The organism is Johannesbaptistia floridana, from assembly GCF_057440575.1.
In genome coordinates this window covers 23878-42402 of sequence record NZ_JALKVM010000170.1, presented here as the reverse complement: position 1 = coordinate 42402, position 18525 = coordinate 23878, and the positions used below count along the sequence as shown (strand labels likewise).

General features: G+C 35.8%; 15 protein-coding genes. 5 read left to right on the top strand and 10 right to left on the bottom strand.

From position 1 onward, the window contains the following. Positions 1–12 precede the first annotated feature (12 nt). Together mnmE and MW688_RS11550 are read right to left on the bottom strand one after the other, a co-directional pair. A complete protein-coding gene (gene mnmE / locus MW688_RS11555) occupies positions 13–1389 on the bottom strand; it encodes a tRNA uridine-5-carboxymethylaminomethyl(34) synthesis GTPase MnmE (protein ID WP_486736132.1) in 1377 nt (458 codons plus the stop codon). Positions 1390–1396: 7 nt separating this feature from the next. Then, positions 1397–2794: an aromatic ring-hydroxylating dioxygenase subunit alpha gene (locus tag MW688_RS11550; protein WP_486736131.1), complete on the bottom strand. Its 1398-nt coding sequence runs from the start codon at positions 2792–2794 to the stop codon at positions 1397–1399. 72 nt (positions 2795–2866) lie between these two features. Here MW688_RS11550 and MW688_RS11545 point away from each other — a divergent pair, with 72 nt between their 5' ends. Then, a complete protein-coding gene (locus MW688_RS11545) occupies positions 2867–3820 on the top strand; it encodes a sensor domain-containing diguanylate cyclase (protein WP_486736130.1) in 954 nt (317 codons plus the stop codon). 271 nt (positions 3821–4091) lie between these two features. Here MW688_RS11545 and murJ read toward each other — a convergent pair whose 3' ends face one another. The 3 genes from murJ to ntcA all read right to left on the bottom strand — a co-directional run bounded on the left by murJ (position 4092) and on the right by ntcA (position 7938). Continuing rightward, on the bottom strand, positions 4092–5681 hold the full coding sequence (gene murJ / locus MW688_RS11540; protein WP_486736129.1) for a murein biosynthesis integral membrane protein MurJ: 1590 nt from the start codon (positions 5679–5681) through the stop codon (positions 4092–4094). Between the two features lie 140 nt (positions 5682–5821). After that, positions 5822–7252 (bottom strand): DUF3084 domain-containing protein, encoded by a 1431-nt coding sequence (locus MW688_RS11535; RefSeq protein WP_486736128.1) that lies wholly within the window; start codon positions 7250–7252, stop codon positions 5822–5824. A gap of 8 nt (positions 7253–7260) precedes the next feature. Then, the gene (gene ntcA, locus MW688_RS11530) at positions 7261–7938 is read right to left on the bottom strand and encodes a global nitrogen regulator NtcA (protein ID WP_486736127.1); all 678 of its coding nucleotides are present in this window, start codon (positions 7936–7938) and stop codon (positions 7261–7263) included. Between the two features lie 198 nt (positions 7939–8136). On the opposite strand from ntcA, the gene fabI reads away from it, so the two are divergent. Further along, entirely contained in the window at positions 8137–8913 is a 777-nt protein-coding gene (fabI, locus tag MW688_RS11525; RefSeq protein WP_486736125.1) for an enoyl-ACP reductase FabI, read from the top strand. A gap of 93 nt (positions 8914–9006) precedes the next feature. On the opposite strand, the gene MW688_RS11520 is transcribed toward fabI, so the two are convergent. The 3 genes from MW688_RS11520 to lysS form a co-directional block, all read right to left on the bottom strand. Beyond that, positions 9007–9861 carry a mechanosensitive ion channel family protein gene (locus MW688_RS11520; RefSeq protein WP_486736124.1) on the bottom strand — a complete coding sequence of 285 codons (855 nt, stop codon included), beginning with the start codon at positions 9859–9861 and terminating at the stop codon, positions 9007–9009. A gap of 3 nt (positions 9862–9864) precedes the next feature. After that, positions 9865–10992, bottom strand: coding sequence for a hypothetical protein (locus MW688_RS11515; RefSeq protein WP_486736123.1), 1128 nt, complete (start codon positions 10990–10992; stop codon positions 9865–9867). A gap of 180 nt (positions 10993–11172) precedes the next feature. Further along, complete coding sequence (gene lysS / locus MW688_RS11510) at positions 11173–12726, bottom strand: lysine--tRNA ligase (RefSeq protein ID WP_486736122.1); 1554 nt, start codon at positions 12724–12726, stop codon at positions 11173–11175. Positions 12727–13185: 459 nt separating this feature from the next. Here lysS and MW688_RS11505 point away from each other — a divergent pair, with 459 nt between their 5' ends. The 3 genes from MW688_RS11505 (at position 13186) to MW688_RS11495 (ending at position 15677) form a co-directional block, all read left to right on the top strand. Beyond that, positions 13186–13416: a DUF433 domain-containing protein gene (locus MW688_RS11505; protein WP_486736121.1), complete on the top strand. Its 231-nt coding sequence runs from the start codon at positions 13186–13188 to the stop codon at positions 13414–13416. Then, positions 13413–13745, top strand: a complete 333-nt coding sequence (locus MW688_RS11500; protein ID WP_486736120.1) for a DUF5615 family PIN-like protein — start codon at positions 13413–13415, stop codon at positions 13743–13745. The genes MW688_RS11505 and MW688_RS11500 overlap by 4 nt, the downstream gene beginning before the upstream one ends. A gap of 450 nt (positions 13746–14195) precedes the next feature. Further along, complete coding sequence (locus MW688_RS11495; protein WP_486736119.1) at positions 14196–15677, top strand: ArnT family glycosyltransferase; 1482 nt, start codon at positions 14196–14198, stop codon at positions 15675–15677. Positions 15678–15682: 5 nt separating this feature from the next. Here the strand turns inward: MW688_RS11495 and MW688_RS11490 are convergent, their stop codons facing one another. Together MW688_RS11490 and phoU are read right to left on the bottom strand one after the other, a co-directional pair. Beyond that, entirely contained in the window at positions 15683–17518 is a 1836-nt protein-coding gene (locus tag MW688_RS11490) for a cyclic nucleotide-binding domain-containing protein (RefSeq protein WP_486736118.1), read from the bottom strand. A 315-nt stretch (positions 17519–17833) separates the two neighbouring features. After that, positions 17834–18508 (bottom strand): phosphate signaling complex protein PhoU, encoded by a 675-nt coding sequence (phoU, locus tag MW688_RS11485; protein WP_486736117.1) that lies wholly within the window; start codon positions 18506–18508, stop codon positions 17834–17836. Positions 18509–18525 lie beyond the last annotated feature (17 nt).

Sequence of the window (18525 nt, the reverse complement as noted above, 5' to 3'; positions counted from 1 at the left end):
TTTATTTTAAATTTATTTACCAATACAAAATCGGCTAAATATTCTATCTAAAACCGATTCTGTGACCTCTTCCCCAGTAATTTCTCCTAACGCTTGAATTGCTGCTCTTAAATCGATTGTCCAAAAGTCTAAAGGATGCTCTTCTTTGATGGTATTTTGTACTTGAGTAAGTGCTAGATGACTACGAGTTAAGGCTTCTGCTTGTCTTTGGTTAATGGCAAAATCGAGGTTAGCTGCTGTAATTTGATTTTCTTGCACTAATTTAACAATCGCCTGTTCTAAACTGTCTATACCCTGGTTTTCAATAGCCGCAGTAGTCACAATACTAGTAATTTCTTGAGGATAATTTACTGTATCTAACTTAGTTAAATCAATTTTATTAATTACTAAAATGATTGGTAAATGTTGAACTTGCTGATAAATCTCATCATCTTCTGAGGTCCAACCCGTTACAGTATCAATGGTAAAAAGCACTAAATCAGCAGTAACCGCAGCTTGACGCGATCGCTCAACTCCTATTTTTTCTACTGTATCTGTGGTTTCCCGAATCCCCGCTGTATCTAGTACTTGAATGGGAATCCCCTCTACTACTAATTGAGATTCTATCACATCGCGAGTAGTTCCCGGTAGTTCAGTAACAATGGCGCGATCGCACCGACTCCAAGCATTGAGTAAACTAGATTTACCTACATTAGGACGTCCTACTATAGCTACTTTTAAACCATTGCGCAGTAATTCTCCTCGGGATGCTGTACTCAAAATTGTTTCAACTTCCCTAGAAACTTGTTGCAAATCAGATTTAACTTTTTCTATATCCAAAGGGGGTAAATCATCTTCAAAATCAATTCTAGCTTCAATTTCTGCGAGAATATCCAAACAGTTATGGCGCAAATTTTGAAGAGGTTGAGCGAGTTTACCCTTTAATCCTGCTAAGGCTACTGCTGCTGCTGCATTAGAATTAGCTTTAACTATTTCTAAGACACTTTCTGCTTGAGTTAAGTCTAGTCTCCCATTCAAAAAAGCCCGCAGGGTAAATTCTCCCGGTTGAGCTAATCTTGCGCCTAATTCTAAAACTAATTGCAACACCTGTTGCACAGGTATGATACCCCCATGACAGTGAAATTCTACCACATCTTCTTTGGTATAGGAACGGGGTGCCTTCATAATTAGTAACAAGGCTTCATCAATAGTAGCTGAGGTTTGGGGGTGAATAATATAGCCGTAAAGGATACGATGGGTTGACCTGGCTTGTTTACCTGGTGCGTAAAATAGTTTCTCGGCGATACTTAAGGCTTTGTCACCGGAAACTCTGACAATATTAATACTACCCTGTTGAGGTACCACCGCTGTGGCGATACCTGCTATTGTTGTACCTGTAGATGTATCCATAGTTTATTTATAAATTGCGAGGTGGAATAGGTTTCCCCTGTTTAAATCCTCTTTCTAATCTACCTAATAACCACCAAACTAACAGGGTACTAACTACTGTTAAATTACTCACTAATATTGGCACTAGTTGCAATTTATTCATATAAATTAGTAAGACTGGAGTCAAAGCCCAAATCAAACCAGAGGCGATTAACATTCCCACTCTAATTCGCTGTAGATTGAGTAAAGCTTGACTACAGCTTGCACAATGTTTAGTATGAGAGTGATAGCGATCTAATAATGATTCTTGAGATAGGGGTGGAGATAACTTACTTTCTGGAAAAGGTTGAGCTTGATATTTATTAATCCAATTATGTAAAGCTATTACGAATGAATCTGCCTTTGTTGGCAAATAAAATGCCTTAGCAAATTCTTGATTACCCCCATCACTTTCTAAATATCTTTCTTGGTAGTGGAGAAAGATTTGGTCATCTTCTAAAACACGATTTTGTCCTAAATGAGAATACCATGTGGGAGTCAGTTTTAAAAATAGCTTAGGAAACTTCGAGGCGAACTTAAAAGGAAAACGAGCAAATAAACGGCATTTTCCCTTACTTATTGGTGTAGCATATACTACTGTTAAAGTTCTTCCAAATTGTTTGGAGGTGAGGTCGTGCCACATTAAATTAGGAGCGATAAAAGTAGTATCTTGTTTGCCTAATGTGCCTCGTCGAGGACCTTCTTCCCATACTCCAGTAAAACCCTCTTTGCCAAAATTTACTACTTCTAGATTGACAGGAGCTACATTAGAGCGATTTCCCACAGTTTTGTGATGGGTATAGGGAATATGACTTGAATCCAGGACATTTTCCATGAGAGTTAGGGCATCATAGGGGATATCTCTAAAAGTATTTAAACATACCCATTCTGAAGAATCTGTTTCTAAAGCGTCTACTATGGGCAATTTAGTTGTATCGGCTAATTCTGGTGTGCCTGGATAGACAAATAGTAAGCCTTGGGCTACTTGGGTAGGTAATGAGGTAACACAAGCCCTCCGGGAGGTTTGAGCCTTTTCTCCGGGATTTTGTTGTGGGATGGCTTGACATTCACCAGTGCCAGAAAAAGTCCAACCATGATAAGGGCACTCTAGATAACCTTCTTCATTAATTCTACCTTCAGATAGAGGTGCTAAGCGATGGGGACATTTATCGATAAAAACTCGCCAAGTTTCTGTATCTTTTTCCCACCAAATTACTAAATTTTTTTCTAATAAAGTAAAAGTGTTGAGTTTTTGTTTATTTAAATCTTCTACATAATAGAGGGGATACCACACCTCTAACCAATCAAAGCGCTCTGGATTTTTACCACCCGCGGAGGATGCTTCTGCTGAATTAATGTTTTTAATATTGTCGGTAATTACGGTCATAATTAATAAAACTTAATGTCTACTTAATATTATTGTATATTTATTTTATGGTTTGAGTTTAATAATGCACTTATGAAAATACCTACTATTCAACCCTATGATAATTTTGAATTTGCTGTTCAAAGCGTTCTAGATTTTTTACATCAACGCTTAGGATTTCAGCTATGGATGTTCACGCGAGTAGAAGGAAATGACTGGGTTGTTTTACAAGCGAATGACCACGGTTATGGTGTTCAAACCGGAGATGTGTTTAACTGGTCTGATTCCTTTTGTTCGCGAATGACTAAAGGTTTAGGCCCAAAAATAGCACCAAATTCAGATCAAGTTAAGGTTTATGTAAATTCTCCTATAGGTAAAGCGGTACCGATTAAAGCTTATATAGGTATTCCAATATGCAACCGAGATGGGGAGCTATTTGGAACTCTTTGTGCCATAGATCCTCAACCTCAGTCAGAAGAGTTACATAGGGAGAGAGAGTTAATTAATCTTTTATCGAAATTGTTAACGACTATTTTGTATAATCAACTAGAAGCTGAAAAAAATGCCCGTCTTTACGAAAGGGCGGAAATGGAAGCTCAAATGGATAGTCTTACAGGTATTTATAACCGTCGTGGTTGGGATAATTTAACACAATCAGAAGAAATTCGTTGTCAACGCTATGGACAGACAATGAGTGTGATTATTGTAGATTTAGATGATTTTAAAACTATTAACGATACATACGGTCATTCTAAAGGGGATCTTACTTTACAATATACAGCAAAGTATCTGCGGGAATGTGTACGTGAGGAGGATATTGTCGCCAGAATTGGTGGAGATGAATTTGCTATCTTATTACTTGAAGTAACGGATGCAGAAACGAGAGAAGTTGCTCAACGAATTCAAGTTAAACTACATCAGGGCAAAATTAAGGTTTCTGTGGGTTGGGCAAGACGCACAGCTCATACAAACTTAGAAGAAACTATAGCTTTAGCTGATAAAAGAATGTATGAAAACAAGATGAGGCGTAGGCGGGAGGATTATTAAAGTATAGCGCTACTGCCTATGGCCTTATGACCCAATACTGCGTAGGTTTTGGATTTTGACTTTTCTTTGAGGCAAGCAGAGGAGCTTCTGAGACCGAAGCAGGGAGAGGGATTTTCGGCTTTCTCCCCCGCCCCCTGCTCCGGTGCTCCCTTGCAGTCTCAACAGATAATCTTCTTAACCTAGCAGTATTGCCTTATGACCCAAACAACAAAGCGTATCTAAGTTTACTGAGTCTCGTTCTAGCAAACGAAGGCTAAATATTGTTAAATTATTATGAAAACTTAGCTTTAATTCTTTGCCAGAGCATTTTTAATTCAGGTAATCGCAACACCAAAGCGCTTAAGAAAAACAAAATTAGAGCGACTGAAGAACTAATACCAATGTTTAATAACTGTATCCACAAGTTACCAAACCCCCAAACACTCTCTAAACCTTGACTGGTTAACCAACTACCTAACCCAGCAATAGCAGTAGCGGCAAATAAGCCAGAAATAGTAACTAACCAACTTCCCAAGGGCAATTTATTTAAGCGGCGATTTAAAATGGAGAGAAAAATCACCATAGAAATCAAATTGACCCCAATAGTGGCTAAAATCAATCCAGGAGTACCAAAAATATTCACCAACAGATAATCAAGTACACCATTTAAAAGAATATTAATAACACTAATACGAAAAGGAATAGCCCCATCACCTAAAGCATAAAATACTCTTACTAAAACATCACGCCCTAAATAGAAAAACATCCCTAAGCCATAAACCATCAACACAGGGGCAACTAACAAAGAAGCAGATTCAGAGAAAGCAAATCTTTGATAAATAACTTGAACAATTGGTAAAGCTAGAGAAATAAAAATAGCTGTTAATGGCAACATCGTCAAAGCTGTTAAAATTAATCCTTGGCGAATACGTAATTTTAATTCTTCTCGGTTTTCTGTGGCACTCAGACGGGATAACATTGGTAATAGAGGCACCAAAATCATATTAGAAATAATACCCAAGGGTGTAAGAACAATAAAATTACCGTACCGCATTGCGGCGGCCGCACCATCTAAATAAGAAGCAAAAAATAAATCTGTATACACATTGATATAAAGCATCCCTGAAGAAAGAGTAGCGGGAGCCATGATTTTGAGAACCTCAGTAACTCCTGGGGTGCGCCAATCAAAGCGTAACCGTAAGCCCCCTGTATGCGATCGCCATTGAGCGAATAACTGAGCTAACCATTGTAGAATTGCGCCAATTAGAGTTCCTCCTGCTAACACCAGACTACCGAGTTGTATATACTCAGGGGCGTTAATTGATTCTTCTAGTTGCCAAATTAGTATTGCTATTCCAATTATAATAGTACTACTAGAAAAGAGTGGACTAATACTAGGTAACCAATATTGGTCGGCAGCATTAAGTATCCCAAAGCCGATACCAATCAAGCCTGCCAGTAAAGCTAGAGGAGACATAATTCTTAATTGTGTGATAGCTATATCTCTTACTTGGGTATCTAAACCTGGGGCAAGTAAATCAATGAATAAAGGTGCAAAAATAAATAAGATAACCGTCACTAATAACAGAAAACAACTAACTAGAGTAGTGACAGTTTCGACTAAAGAAGCAGAAACTGATTTATCTTTTTTAGCTAATACACTTACCAAAGCACTATGAAATGGTCCATTAATACCTCCCAAGAGAATGAGCAAAAAGCCAGGAATCACATAGGCGTATGCGTAAGCATTAATTATAGGTCCTACACCAAAGGCGGCGGCGACTAATTGTTCTCTGATTAAACCAAAAGCTTTACTAATCAGGGTTGCTAAGGCAACGATTTTGGCAATACTAACAAAGGAAGGGGAAGATTTTTTGACCATAGGTTTTCACTCACATCTTTATTTGTCATTTCTGCTAAAGTTCTGCATCTTTTCTCTCCCTGCTTATTTATAACTACGATTTTTTCATAACTGAATTTATGATGACAAACCCTCGATTTAAAATCCAAAGCAGATATGACTTAGGTACTAATAATTATTTTGCCATCAACTAAAGCAATGAGCTGAAGCTTCAGGGGTCCTGAAGTATAGGCTGTTTCGCTAACCAAGGCAATTATTTCGTCAGGAGGTTCTTCTGCTTCGGTAATTGCTTCAACAAAGTTAACAATTGTCTTGAGTTTTCCCTCTTCAATTTGAATATCTCCGAGAATACCCGCACGACGGGCACGAAATTCTGAAGCAGCTAACAACCAATCTAGTCTAGCTTGTATTTGTGCTTCGCTCATCTCTTCTATATCGAGAGAAACTGAGGCTATTTCCTGTTCTGGGGAAAATACTTCTCTATTGGGTGTTACGTCTGTGAAAACTCTAATTTGTTCTTCTCCTGCGGCATAGTTTTCGGCGGCGAGAATACGCACCACATATTCTTCTCCATCATCTATTTCTCTGGCTAATTGTTTGACTTGAGATTCAGTAATTTGTACGATTCTTTGATATTTTTGAATATTATCAAGATTAGCGGCTTTAATAGCCGTTTGATTGGCTTGTCGCAGTAAGAAGTTAATTGCTTCGGTAACGGCTTCGGGGTCTAAAATTTGTACCACATTGAAGGCTAAAACTTGTCCTCTGACAATAGCTATTTGACTTTCTCGTAGTGTTTGATACTCTTGGTAGTATTGTTCAAGGGTATTTACTTCTCGATTCAAAAAGCTAATCTGTTCTTCTAATTCTTTTAATTGCTGTTGTTGGTTTGCTAATCGAGTATTTTTCCTGGTGATTGCTTTATCGAGGATTCTAATTTTTTGATCTCTTTCTTTTATAGTTGTTTGTAGAGCTTGTTGTTGTCGGGCTAATTGTTCGATGGTTCTTTGTCTTTGTACTAAGTCTTGGTTTTGATTTTCTATTTGTGCTGCTTGATTAGCGATAGTTTCTTTGGAGGAGGCGATTTGCTGATTTAATTGTGTTCTCAACTCAATTAATTCTTCTCTTTCTGTAGCTAAAGATTCTACTTCCTCTTCTAAGCTAGAGACTTGTTGCCTGACTAATTCTAGTTCAATGTTTGCTTTTTGGAAGTTTTGATTTAATTCAACTAAATAATCTTCTATTGCTTCTTTTTCCTGTCTAGCTATACTTAGTTGTTGTTCTATTTCTTTTTTTTGCTCAGTTACTTGCGACAATCCCCTCTGAGCTTCTCTGCGTTCTTTACGAATTTGATCAATTTCAAATATTCCTTTCCGTAAGTTTTCACTTAAACTAAAGAGAATGCCCAGAGTTGATGCGGCAATTACTAATCCGGTGAAAATTGTTACTAACATAGCGGTTTGCCGAGGACGTAGATTAAATATTCTTAGTCTGGCTTTACCTACTTTTGTTCCTAGGCGATCGCCTAAAGCTGCGATCGTTCCACCTAATACTATGATTGCTATTATTAATACTAAAGCACTGGTGGTCATATATAGCTTTAGGCAAACTGTTGACTCAATACTACTGGATTATGTACTGTTATTTTTTTCTTATGAATTGAAATCATTTCTTCTTGTCTTAATTCTCCTAGTAAGCGAGTTACTGTTACGCGGGTTGATCCTATTGCTTCTGCGATCGCCTGGTGAGACAATTTTAAATCTATTCTAATTCCTTCTGTTGTTGGTACGCCAAAATCGCGACATAAAATCAACAAAAAACTTACTAAACGAGAACCCATATCTCGATGTGCTAAAGTTTCTATCATCATTTCTGTTTGTAAAATTCTTGACGATAGTCCTTGTAGCATTAACATTGACAGTTCTGGATTATCTTTCAGAGATTTGCGGAAATTGTCGATTGGAGCACTTAATAGTTCTACTGGTGTAAAAGCTACTGCGTGATAAAAGCGGTCTGATTTTTCCCCTGTAATTAGTGATAATACTCCAAAAACGCTATTTTCTCTTAGTAAAGCTACAGTAATTTCTTCTCCTGCTTCATAAACTCGGGATAGTTTTACAGCACCTTTTAACAAAAAATAGACTCTTTCTGCTGGATCTCCCGGAAAAAATATAGTTTTCCCGCGATCAAAGCTTTCTACTACGGGGGGGTATATTCCCCCTCCTACTTGGCGGAAAACGGAGGCTAAAGGTTTATCTTGACTTACGGATAGTTCCATTATAGTTTTAGTTACTAAAAAAGCTTTACATTAATCAAAGATTAGAGCTACAGATTTTACAGAATAATTTTACACCCTTTGGTATAGCATTATACTTTTTTTTTAGAGAATATTTAATATCTGTTCAAATAGTTCTTCTTCATATAATATCAAGAGATTGTCAACTTTAAATTTAAAAACATTTTCAACTACACCACTATGTTAAACTTATCAGGGAAAAAAGCTTTAGTCACTGGAATTGCCAATAACCGCTCAATTGCTTGGGGTATTGCACAACAACTAAACAAAGCTGGAGCCGAATTAGGTGTTACCTATTTACCGGATGACAAGGGACGTTTCCAAAAAAAAGTAGGAGAATTAGTAGAACCTCTTAATCCTACTCTATTTCTCCCCTGTGATGTCCAAAATGACGAACAGATTAGAGAAACTTTTGCCCAAGTCAAAGAAAAGTGGGGTAACTTCGATATTCTCATTCACTGTTTAGCTTTTGCTAACAAAGAAGATCTCTCAGGAGACTTTAGTAATGTTAGCAGAAAAGGATTTAGTACCGCCTTAGATGTTAGTGCCTATTCTCTTACTAGCTTAGCTAAAGAGGCTAAACCCTTGTTTAATCCAGGTAGCAGTATAGTTACCCTTACTTATATAGGCGGTGTTAAAGTAGTTCCCAACTATAATGTGATGGGTGTGGCTAAAGCTGCTTTAGAGATGAGTGTTCGTTATCTCGCAGCCGAGATGGGACCTAGTAATATCCGGGTTAATGGAATCTCCGCAGGACCAATTCGTACTTTGGCTTCTTCGGCGGTAGGGGGTATTTTAGATATGATTCGCCATGTAGAAGACAAAGCACCCCTAAAACGTACTGTGACTCAAGCTGAAGTGGGAAACACTGCTGCATTTTTATGTAGCGATTTAGCTAGTGGCATTACTGGACAAATTATCTACGTAGATGCAGGTTACGAAATTATGGGTTTTTAGGCAAAAAAATTGTAGCGATCTCCCAAAAAACCCCAAAGGCGATCGCTACCCAGAAAAAATCAACAGGAAATTGTGAACAATAAACAAACTTAATTAAACCAACCTAGTTACTTTAGGATAGGTAAAATGATGATGAGAGAATGCTTTTTTAGCTCGTTTAATTAAATCAGTTTGATAAATAAATTCGTCTCTAGCGTCTATGGGATAGCTTTTTAGTTTCAAGAGAATACCCCAGGGTTTTTGTTCAGCGATAACCACTACAGGCATTTTAACTTGAGTATATTTACTAGCGTAAGCAACTCGATAGAGAAGATGTATTGCTAAGTCTAAATCATTTTCATGGGCAAGATAAAATTTTGTCACAACTTGGGCTTCTAATTGACCAGCATTAGAGTTAGAAACTACATTTGTCCAAATTAAATTGTGAGGAATAATTAATATAGAATCGTCGGGAGTACGTAAACGAATGCTGCGTAATCCATAGTTAATTACTTCTCCGTAGTGTTCATTGATTTGAATGCGATCGCCTACCTTGTAAGGACTTTCAAATAAACTAACTAATCCAGCAATTACAGCACTAGCATAGTCTTTAAAAGCAAAACCCAAAGCTACAGCAACCGTACCAGTCAAAGCAAAAATATTTTCTCTAGACAAGTTAATAAATAAATTAACTAGAATAGTTACTGCTATCAGCAAAACTACTGTGCGGAAAAAAGGCAGAGATTGTTTAATCCCTAAACGCCATTCTCGCTTAACTCGTTCGGAGAACCAATTAATTAGTTTTTCTAATAAAATTATGGCTAAGTAAGCAGCAACAATTACTAAGACAGCTTGAGTAATCTTACTAACAGTTATTTCATTTAATAATTTTTCTGCTTGATTTTTAGTTTCTGAAGTAATATCATCCCCAGATTGAGCTAAAATCAAGCTGTTCAACTCCAAGATCATGGTTTATTCACCAATATAAAAATTATTGCCGTCCAGTTCTTCTTTTACTTTAGGATAGTAGATAGGATTTAATCGAAATAGTTGTGAATCTTCTTCAATTATTCCTTGACTGTACAACTTTTGTAAACCATTTTGTACAGTAGCGGGGGGATCTCCAAGAGTAACAGCTAAATGTTCTAAAGTAATTTCTTGATGTAGCAATAGAGAATAAAGTAGATAGTGATCTTCTAAAGATAAGTTTGGTAATTTTGGTAAGGTAGGAACTTTAGTAACAAGTTGTGAAGAGTCAAAGGCAAGAGAATGTCTCAGTAATTGCGCGGCTACAGTACTTAGACCGTGGGAAACAACTTTTAATTGCTGAAAAAACTCAGTTTTTTTATCTGGCGCGAGATCTTGATCTAAATCAAAATTTACGTTTATTTCTTCCATCACTGGAGTTAACCAAGCTTCTAATTCTTCCCTGTCTAAACTAGGTATCACAAAAGTTTTTGGACAATAGGCATGTAGTTGACAGACACAATTAAGATAGTTCCAAGCTATTTGATTACAGGAAATTATCCAAAATCTAGAAGAATCAGCTAAGATATTTTTTTTCAGGGAATCAATACCGTTTAATCCCGATACTGAGCGTAAAAAACACCATTCTAAGCTAGGAATAACCACTATTTCTTTTAATTTTTCTTGATGATAAATACTAACTTTTCCTAGCTGTTGTCTTAATTTTTCAGCAATTTTATTAATATCTTCTGGTCTTTGTAACCATTCTAACCAAGTAATTGGTAAATTAATTTCTGTTGATAGTTCTCCTAAGCTTTCTGTAATAATTTCTCTCCTTGATTCTACTGAATTGCTAATAATTGTTAGAGAATTACCAGGCTGATCTGGTTTTTTTTGCCATTGTTTAATAGCATTATTAATTTCTTCTGTAGTTTTTTCTTTGGTAGCTTTACATGGAGATAAATTTTTTACTAACTTATTGAGTTTATCGCTTATTTCTGGAGGAATATCTTCTAAAGATTGAGGGAGAATAATTTCTTTTTGAGTATCTTGAGAAAACCAATTAGTAAATTTATCTTTATATTTTGAATACCAGTTTTTTAGTTTATTTTCTGGTTGCTCATTGTTATTCATATTTAAGTAGGTAGTCAAAATTAAACGTAAAATAGAAAAAGTAAGGAGGTTTTAATTTAACTAAATTTCCTGGTATTCAAGCTTGGATAAAAAGAGTTAAGTCTCAACCTAATTACATTTCTATAAATTCATGAAATTTTCCTACACTGAGGCTTGAGGTACAGTGTAGGTTTGTTAACTTCACTCTTTAATAGTTCTCATGGTTGGAAACATCACAATATCTCTGATACTCTTAGAATTGGTTAACAGCATAGCTAGTCGGTCTATTCCAATAGATATTCCCACACAGTTGGGCAACCCAAGAGATAAAGCTTGAATAAAATCGGTATCCATGGGATGAGCTTCATCATCTCCTGCCTCTCTTTGAGCTATTTGTTGTTGAAAACGTTCAAATTGCTCTTGAGGATCATTCAATTCCGAAAAGCAATTGGAAAACTCTTTTCCATCAATAAACAATTCAAATCTTTCTGTATATTGAGGTTGATGCCGATGACGTTTAGCTAAAGGGCTAACTTCCACGGGAAAATCGATGACAAAGGTAGGTTGAATCAAGGTTTCTTCTACTTTTTTATCAAATACCGCATAAAGTAAATATCCTAAGTTTTGTTTCTCTAAATCAGATAATTTTATATTTAATTTCTCTACTGCGGTAAGTGCCTCAGATAAATCTAATTGCTCAAAGTCTAAACCAGTTTCATCTTTTACTGCTTCCACCATGGTTTTGATTTGCCAGTGCTTTCCTTTTAAATTAGGAAGTTTGTCACTATAATCATATTGACGTTCAAAATTGATAATCTTATCACCATATTCTATTTTGGTTTTGTCAAGACCTACAGACTCAATAGCAAAGACAATAATACTTTCGATAAGTTCGATGGCGTCATAGTAGTCTCCATAAGCTTGATATGCTTCTAGGGAAGTGAATTCGGGATTGTGGGTATTATCAATCCCTTCATTTCTAAAGACTCTTCCGATTTCAAAAACTTTTTCAAAGCCGCCACAAATTGCTCTTTTTAAGAATAATTCTGGAGCAATTCGTAAGTATAAATCAATATCTAAAGCATTATGGTGTGTAATAAAGGGTCTAGCGGCTGCACCTCCATATATTGATTGGAGAATCGGCGTTTCTATTTCATAAAATCCTGCATTACACAAATAGGTGCGAATGCTTTGAACTATCTTACTGCGCATCACAAAACGATTGAATGCCTCTGAATTAGAAGCCATATCCATTTCACGATGGCGACGGCAAATTTCTGGATCGTTGATTCCATAGTAGGAGTCAGGAAAAGGAATAGTGGCTTTTGACAATAAAGTAAGTTTCTTGGCTTGTATTGATAATTGTCCCCTGTTGGTACAATATCCCACTCCTTCTACTCCAATAAAATCTCCTTCATCAAGAAGTTTTCCTACTTGTTTGAAGTCTAAACCTTCTTCTCCAAGAAGTTCGCTTTTACTGGCTAAAATCTGGATTTTGCCAGCTATGTCTTGCAAATCTATAAATATCAGTTTACCACTATCACGTTTAGAAACAATTCGTCCACAAACTGTGATGGGAATTTGATTGGGGTCTGCTTTTCCCTTTTCAATTTCGTTTCCTGGCTGACTAAATAACTCTATAATTTGCGCTGAGGTATGTGTTCGGGAAAATGATTGGCTAGGATATGGGTTAATTCCTTGTTCTCGCAAGAGACTAACTTTCTGAGAACGTGCATCCGCTTCACTTTGAGACATTTAGTTTTAAACTCCGTAATTTTTTGAGACAGTTAATTAGTTTAACGTTTTTAGGTTAATTCCTTTTGTAATTTTTTTGCTATCTTTATAGCAGATCTTATCTTCGCTAGTAGCATGAATTTAACTCACTTAATCTCATGAATAAACCAGGGGAATATTAAGATTAGTTAAGTAATTATAGCAGTTGCCATAACTTCATTGGAGAATTCCAACAGCTAAAACCATTCTTAGAACTGGTAGCGGGTTTAACATCAATTCTCTTACTCATTACTTCCTCACTTCAAAACTTCAAAACTCAACCACAACCAGTAACTTTGGGTAAAGATGCTTTGGTCTGAGATATTCTAACATCGGTACGCTTTGACTGATATTTTTTGCAACAGAACCGAAATCACCATTATGACTAACCAGCGTGTTACTATTGACTGTAGATATTTCTAAATCATGAGAAGATTGACTATGAACTACAGAAATTATATTACGATCGAACCAAACAAACGGGGTGGTAAGCCTTGTGTGCGTGGCTTGCGCATTACGGTTTATGAGGTTCTTGAATATTTGGCTTCTGAGATGACAGAAGCAGAAATTCTTGATGATTTTCCTGATCTAACACGAGAAGATTTAAAGGCTTGTATTGCGTATGCCGCTGATCGTGAACGTCGGTTAATTATCGCCCCTTTATCCCCATGAAGTTACTATTTGACGAAAACTTATCGCCTAAATTGCCGAATCGTTTGATTGAGCTTTTTCCTAACTCACTTCATGTTCGAGATATAGGAATGAAAGCGACAATTGATCCGATAGTTTGGGATTATGCAAAAGACAACAACTTAATGCTCGTCTCGAAAGACTCCGATATGCACGATCTGAGTTTAGTCTTTGGGAGTCCACCAAAAGTCATTTGGCTACGAATTGGGAATTGTTCCACATCACAAGTTGAAAATTTGCTTCGTCGAGAGTTTAACACGATAAAATTATTTTATGAAGATGAAAATTCATCGTTACTTGCTCTTTTATGAGAACTGGTAGCGGGTTGCATGAAAGAAAGAAAATTGCCTGAAAAGCTATTAATATAAAGACTTGCACTGATTCATTTTGATGACCATCTTTCCTAACATTAGAAGAGTGACATTGAGGACAATCCATAAAATTTTATCAGCTTTCTTTACTTACCTTATTCTAGCTAATCCACTGTTCACTCAGCAACGCCCTTTTTCTGAGGTTAATTTAGTACATAAGTACTGGTGCTTTGATATGAGTTAATACTCAAGCTAATTTTTTGCCAATCACAGCTTTTTCGGTTATATTTTGGGAATTCATAGCATTAAACTTTTATCTTATAAATGTTACATAAAAACCGATTTGATTTTCTGTCGCTACCTAAAAGTTTATCTTTTATATTTCCTTATATAACTTTACTTTTGTGGATACTTCCACTATTACTATTTAGTTCTGAAAGTAATAGTTTAATGGCTCATGATGAAGGACTATATGCTTTGAGAGCACGTCAAATGTTTGATTCTGGAGAGTGGATACATCCCTGGGAAACTGCCCATCACAAAACACCCGGTTTTTATTGGGCGATCGCCTGTTTTTATAGTATTTTTGGAGTTAATGAAACTAGTGTCAGACTACCTAGCATGATTCTAGGAATTTTGAGCACCTTAGTGTTGTACGAAATTGGTAAAATTATTCTCAATAAGAGAATTGCTTGGTTAGCTGCGGCAATTTTAAATGTACAATTTCTTTGGTTACAATATTGTCGATTAGGCACTCCTGATGTAACCATGATTTTTTTGACTCTATTATCTCTGTGGTCTTTACTTCAAGGAGAATTAAACATAAAATATCGTAACTTGTGGGTATTTATGGCGGGGATTAGCTGGGGATTAGGCTTTTTAATAAGAGGGTTTATGATTATTTTGCCAATAGTTGCTTTATTGCCATACTTATTAGCAAAACATCGCCAGCATCGTCATCTATTCAATCCCACTTTATATTTAGGATTAATAATTAGTTTAATTCCTAGCTTTGTCTGGATTTGGCAAAGCTTTTTACACTATGGTAGTGATGGTTTTCAGGAATTATTTAAATTTCTTTGGCGTTTGAGTTCCGAAGAACGCAATAATAATAATATTTTTTTTTACTTTTGGAATGTACCTATTAAATCTTTTCCTTGGTCATTTTTATCAATTTTAGGTTTTATTTTAACGATTCGTAACTCTACAATGGCTTACAAATCCATCTTAGTTGGCTTCCCTCTAACCCTATTAATAGAACTTAGTATTTTTTCTACACGCCTACCTCATTATAGTCTTTGCTTATATCCATTTACTGCTTTTTTAGCAGCTCTAGCTTTAGACTGGTTGGCTAGACAAATGAAACAAAAAAATTATAGTAAATTGTTAAACACTCTTAGTTATTTTCTAGGAATCATCGGTTTATTATTATTATTAGCAGCTTTAATTCTTACTCTTAGAGGCGATCATAATTTGCGCTCCTATATTAATATTGGTATAGCTACAGGTAGTGGTTGGTTAATTTTATTATTAGTCTGGATTAATCGTCACAATTGGGGGAATATTTCCCTAACCACAAATTACTGGATAACTTGTTGGTTGGTTACTCCCTGGCTTGCTTTAGCAGTAGCAGGAAGTAATGGTTTAATTGGTGATTATAATCCAGAAGTTAAAGGGTTTTTTCAACAATCTGAGATACAACAACTGTTAGATAATAATCAAGTGGATTTTGTTGATGTAGGTGGTAAGACGGGAGTTTTGCTAAATTTTTATACTCCTAAATCTGCTCAACAATTAAAAGAAGTAACAGAACTTTCCTCTAATAGCTATATTTGGATATCTAAGGAAAAAGAAGATAATTTATCTATTCCTTATCGTGTTTTGGGAGAAGTAAAAGATTATCGATTCATTAAGCTATTATCCTTGGAATGATTAAATTAGCTTTCTGGAATAATTGTGTTAATTACAATAATGCTCAAAAAGCCTAAGAGTGTAGACATGCCAACAATGGAGCCTCCTATAGCATAAGCCTCCGGTAGCATAGTTTCTGCGATAACTGTAAGCATTGCTCCAGCTGCTATAGACTGAAGTAATGATATCATTGATTCCGGGGCATTAAAAAAAATAACACTACCTACGGCAGCCAAAATGCCAGTGACTAACATAATTGAAGTCCACATAACCAGAATTTTGGTTACACTGAAACCTTGTTCTCTCATCCCTTCAGAACTAGATAAAGCTTCAGGGTAGTTAGACATAAATAATCCTGCTAATAAAGAAGCACTGATAGGATTACTCGCTAAATGAGCGCCAATTGTTAAGGCTTCGGGAATGCCATCCATAAGTAAGCCTAACCAGATAGCCATGGGGGCATCTTGATGTTCTTCTGTTTCCTTCATATTTCTAGCTGAGGGAATCAGATGTTCTGCATTCATTTGTTTTAAGGCTATTTTTACCCAATCTCCTGCTTTACTAGAACTTAACTTTTGTCGATTTTCTAAATATTTTTTAAGTTTAGGTTGTTTTAAAAAGTCTTGAACAGCTATTTCTAAACTGAGAGATTGTTGTAGCATTTCACTAAAGTCTTGTTGTCTCAACATCCAAAAACTAACATCGGTTTTGGCGATCGCCGTTACTGTATGGAGACTTTTTGTCACAAATGATAATTCCCCAAGGGCATCTCCACCAGTTAAGACAATAGGCTGCTTTTTAACTTCACTCTTGTAAATAATTTCTACTTCTCCAGTATGAAGGATATAGAGGCGATCGCACATATTTTCCGGTTGAAAAAAAACAAAACCACTGTCTTGATTTTGATAAATTAAACGACTAGCGATATCTTCTAAATCTTCCTCTGGCAAGTAACTAAACACAGGAAAGCGATTAATTTGGCGACTTAACTGCAAAAATTCTGTTTTTTTTTGTTCAATTTCCACTGCTGCCAGAATTTTCCTCTCTTTTTTTAAAGCTAGTATCGCCGCATATACCCAAGCCTTAATTTCATCGACACTTAACCTTTGTCTCGTATGTAAATAATTAGCAATTTCTTCACTTTGTAAAAAGTTAGTAGTAATTTCTAATAAATTAGGCGATACTTCTAACAAATCTTCAAAATCTGGACGTGGTAGAATATTTACCTTGGTATCCTTAACAGTCACTGCTACTGTTTGGTGAGGACTACCAGTAAAAAAAGCTAACTTACCAAAAGTGTCGTTAACACTTAATTTTGCCATCAGCTCTAAATTATTGTTAGGATCTAACAAATTTACTTCACCTTTTTCTATAATATAAAGACTTTCACTAGAGTCTCCTTGACGATAAAGAGTTGTGCCTTCAGGATAGCTTCCTAGTAGTAAGTTTTCTGCTAATTTTTGCCGCCATGCTGGTTCTAAATCCCTAAATAAATTAATTCGCTTCAATTGACTAGCTTTTTTGGTAAACTGTTGACTTTGTTTTTCGCTCAAATGTACTAAAGTTGTTGAAGATTTGCGTAAAAATCCTCCTGAGTTATTAACAACTTTATTAATCATGGTAAAAAATAAACTACCAATGATTGAACCAACAACTAATTCTATAATATGTCCTTTTTCTCTAGCACTGCCCACTAAATCAATAACCAATGCTGAAAGTAAAGCTCCAGCGCCAAAAGCCATTAAAAAAGCGAGTATACGATTTCTTGGACTCCAAATTAGAGAAGTGAATGCTCCTAGAGGCATAGAAAAAGCACTAATAATCCCTACGATAAAAGCAGAATAAACTAAAGATTGTGACACAGGTATATCCTCAATAATAAAACTTAAGTAAATGATATAATTTAACCATCAACACTTACCTGTTTTTTATAACCCAATTTCTTCAGTAAACATTCATCAATTAATATTTTCTTAAAGTAGTTTAAGATTAACAGGGTACTTTTAAAAATACATGTTGTATTTAAGATTGTATCCGAAGTACTCCTCTACGTATAAATATTACTTTTCTGCTAAAAAGCTAAGGGGTTATGGATTTAAAGAATATATCTCAACCTTTCTTTTTTCTATTAAAGCGAGTTGTGACCAGGTAGCATTTAGTTTTTTTGAAATAATCTTTTATTTCCGATAACCAGTGACTATATAAGCAACTCTTTGACCGATATTAGTAGCATGGTCTGCCATTCTTTCTAGGTGACGGATTACTAAAGCGAGAAGTAGAGTAGGTTCTATTGAACCTTTTATATCTCGCTGAGCAGACAATTGTTGATACAATTGTTCATAGGCATCATCTACGGTATCATCTAGCTTTTTTACTGATAGTCCACTAGTAGCATCGGAGTTAGCTAATGCTTCTAAACTAGTTGCCAACATAAATTGAGCATGATAAGACATAGGCTGAATCTTGCTTAATAAAGGATGAGGTGGATAGCAAAACAGCTTTACGGCAATTTCGGTTAAATCTTGAGCATAATCGCCAATTCTCTCTAAATCTCTAACTAATTGCATAGAGGCACTTAGGGAGCGTAAATCTTTACCCATTGGCGCTTGTAAAGTAATATTCATGGCGCAGTCTAACTCTATTTGACGATAATACTGATCTATTGTTTTGTCAAGACTAATTATTTGTTTAGCTGCATCTAAATTACCTTCAAATAGACATTGATGACTGAGACGAAAAGATTGCTCCACAAGGGATCCCATCCTTAAAACATTTTCTTCAACCTTTTTTATGGAGGGGTTAAAGTGAGCAAAATCACTAGTACTAGTATTATTGTGAGGTTTATTATCCACAGGAATTGTTTATAAGG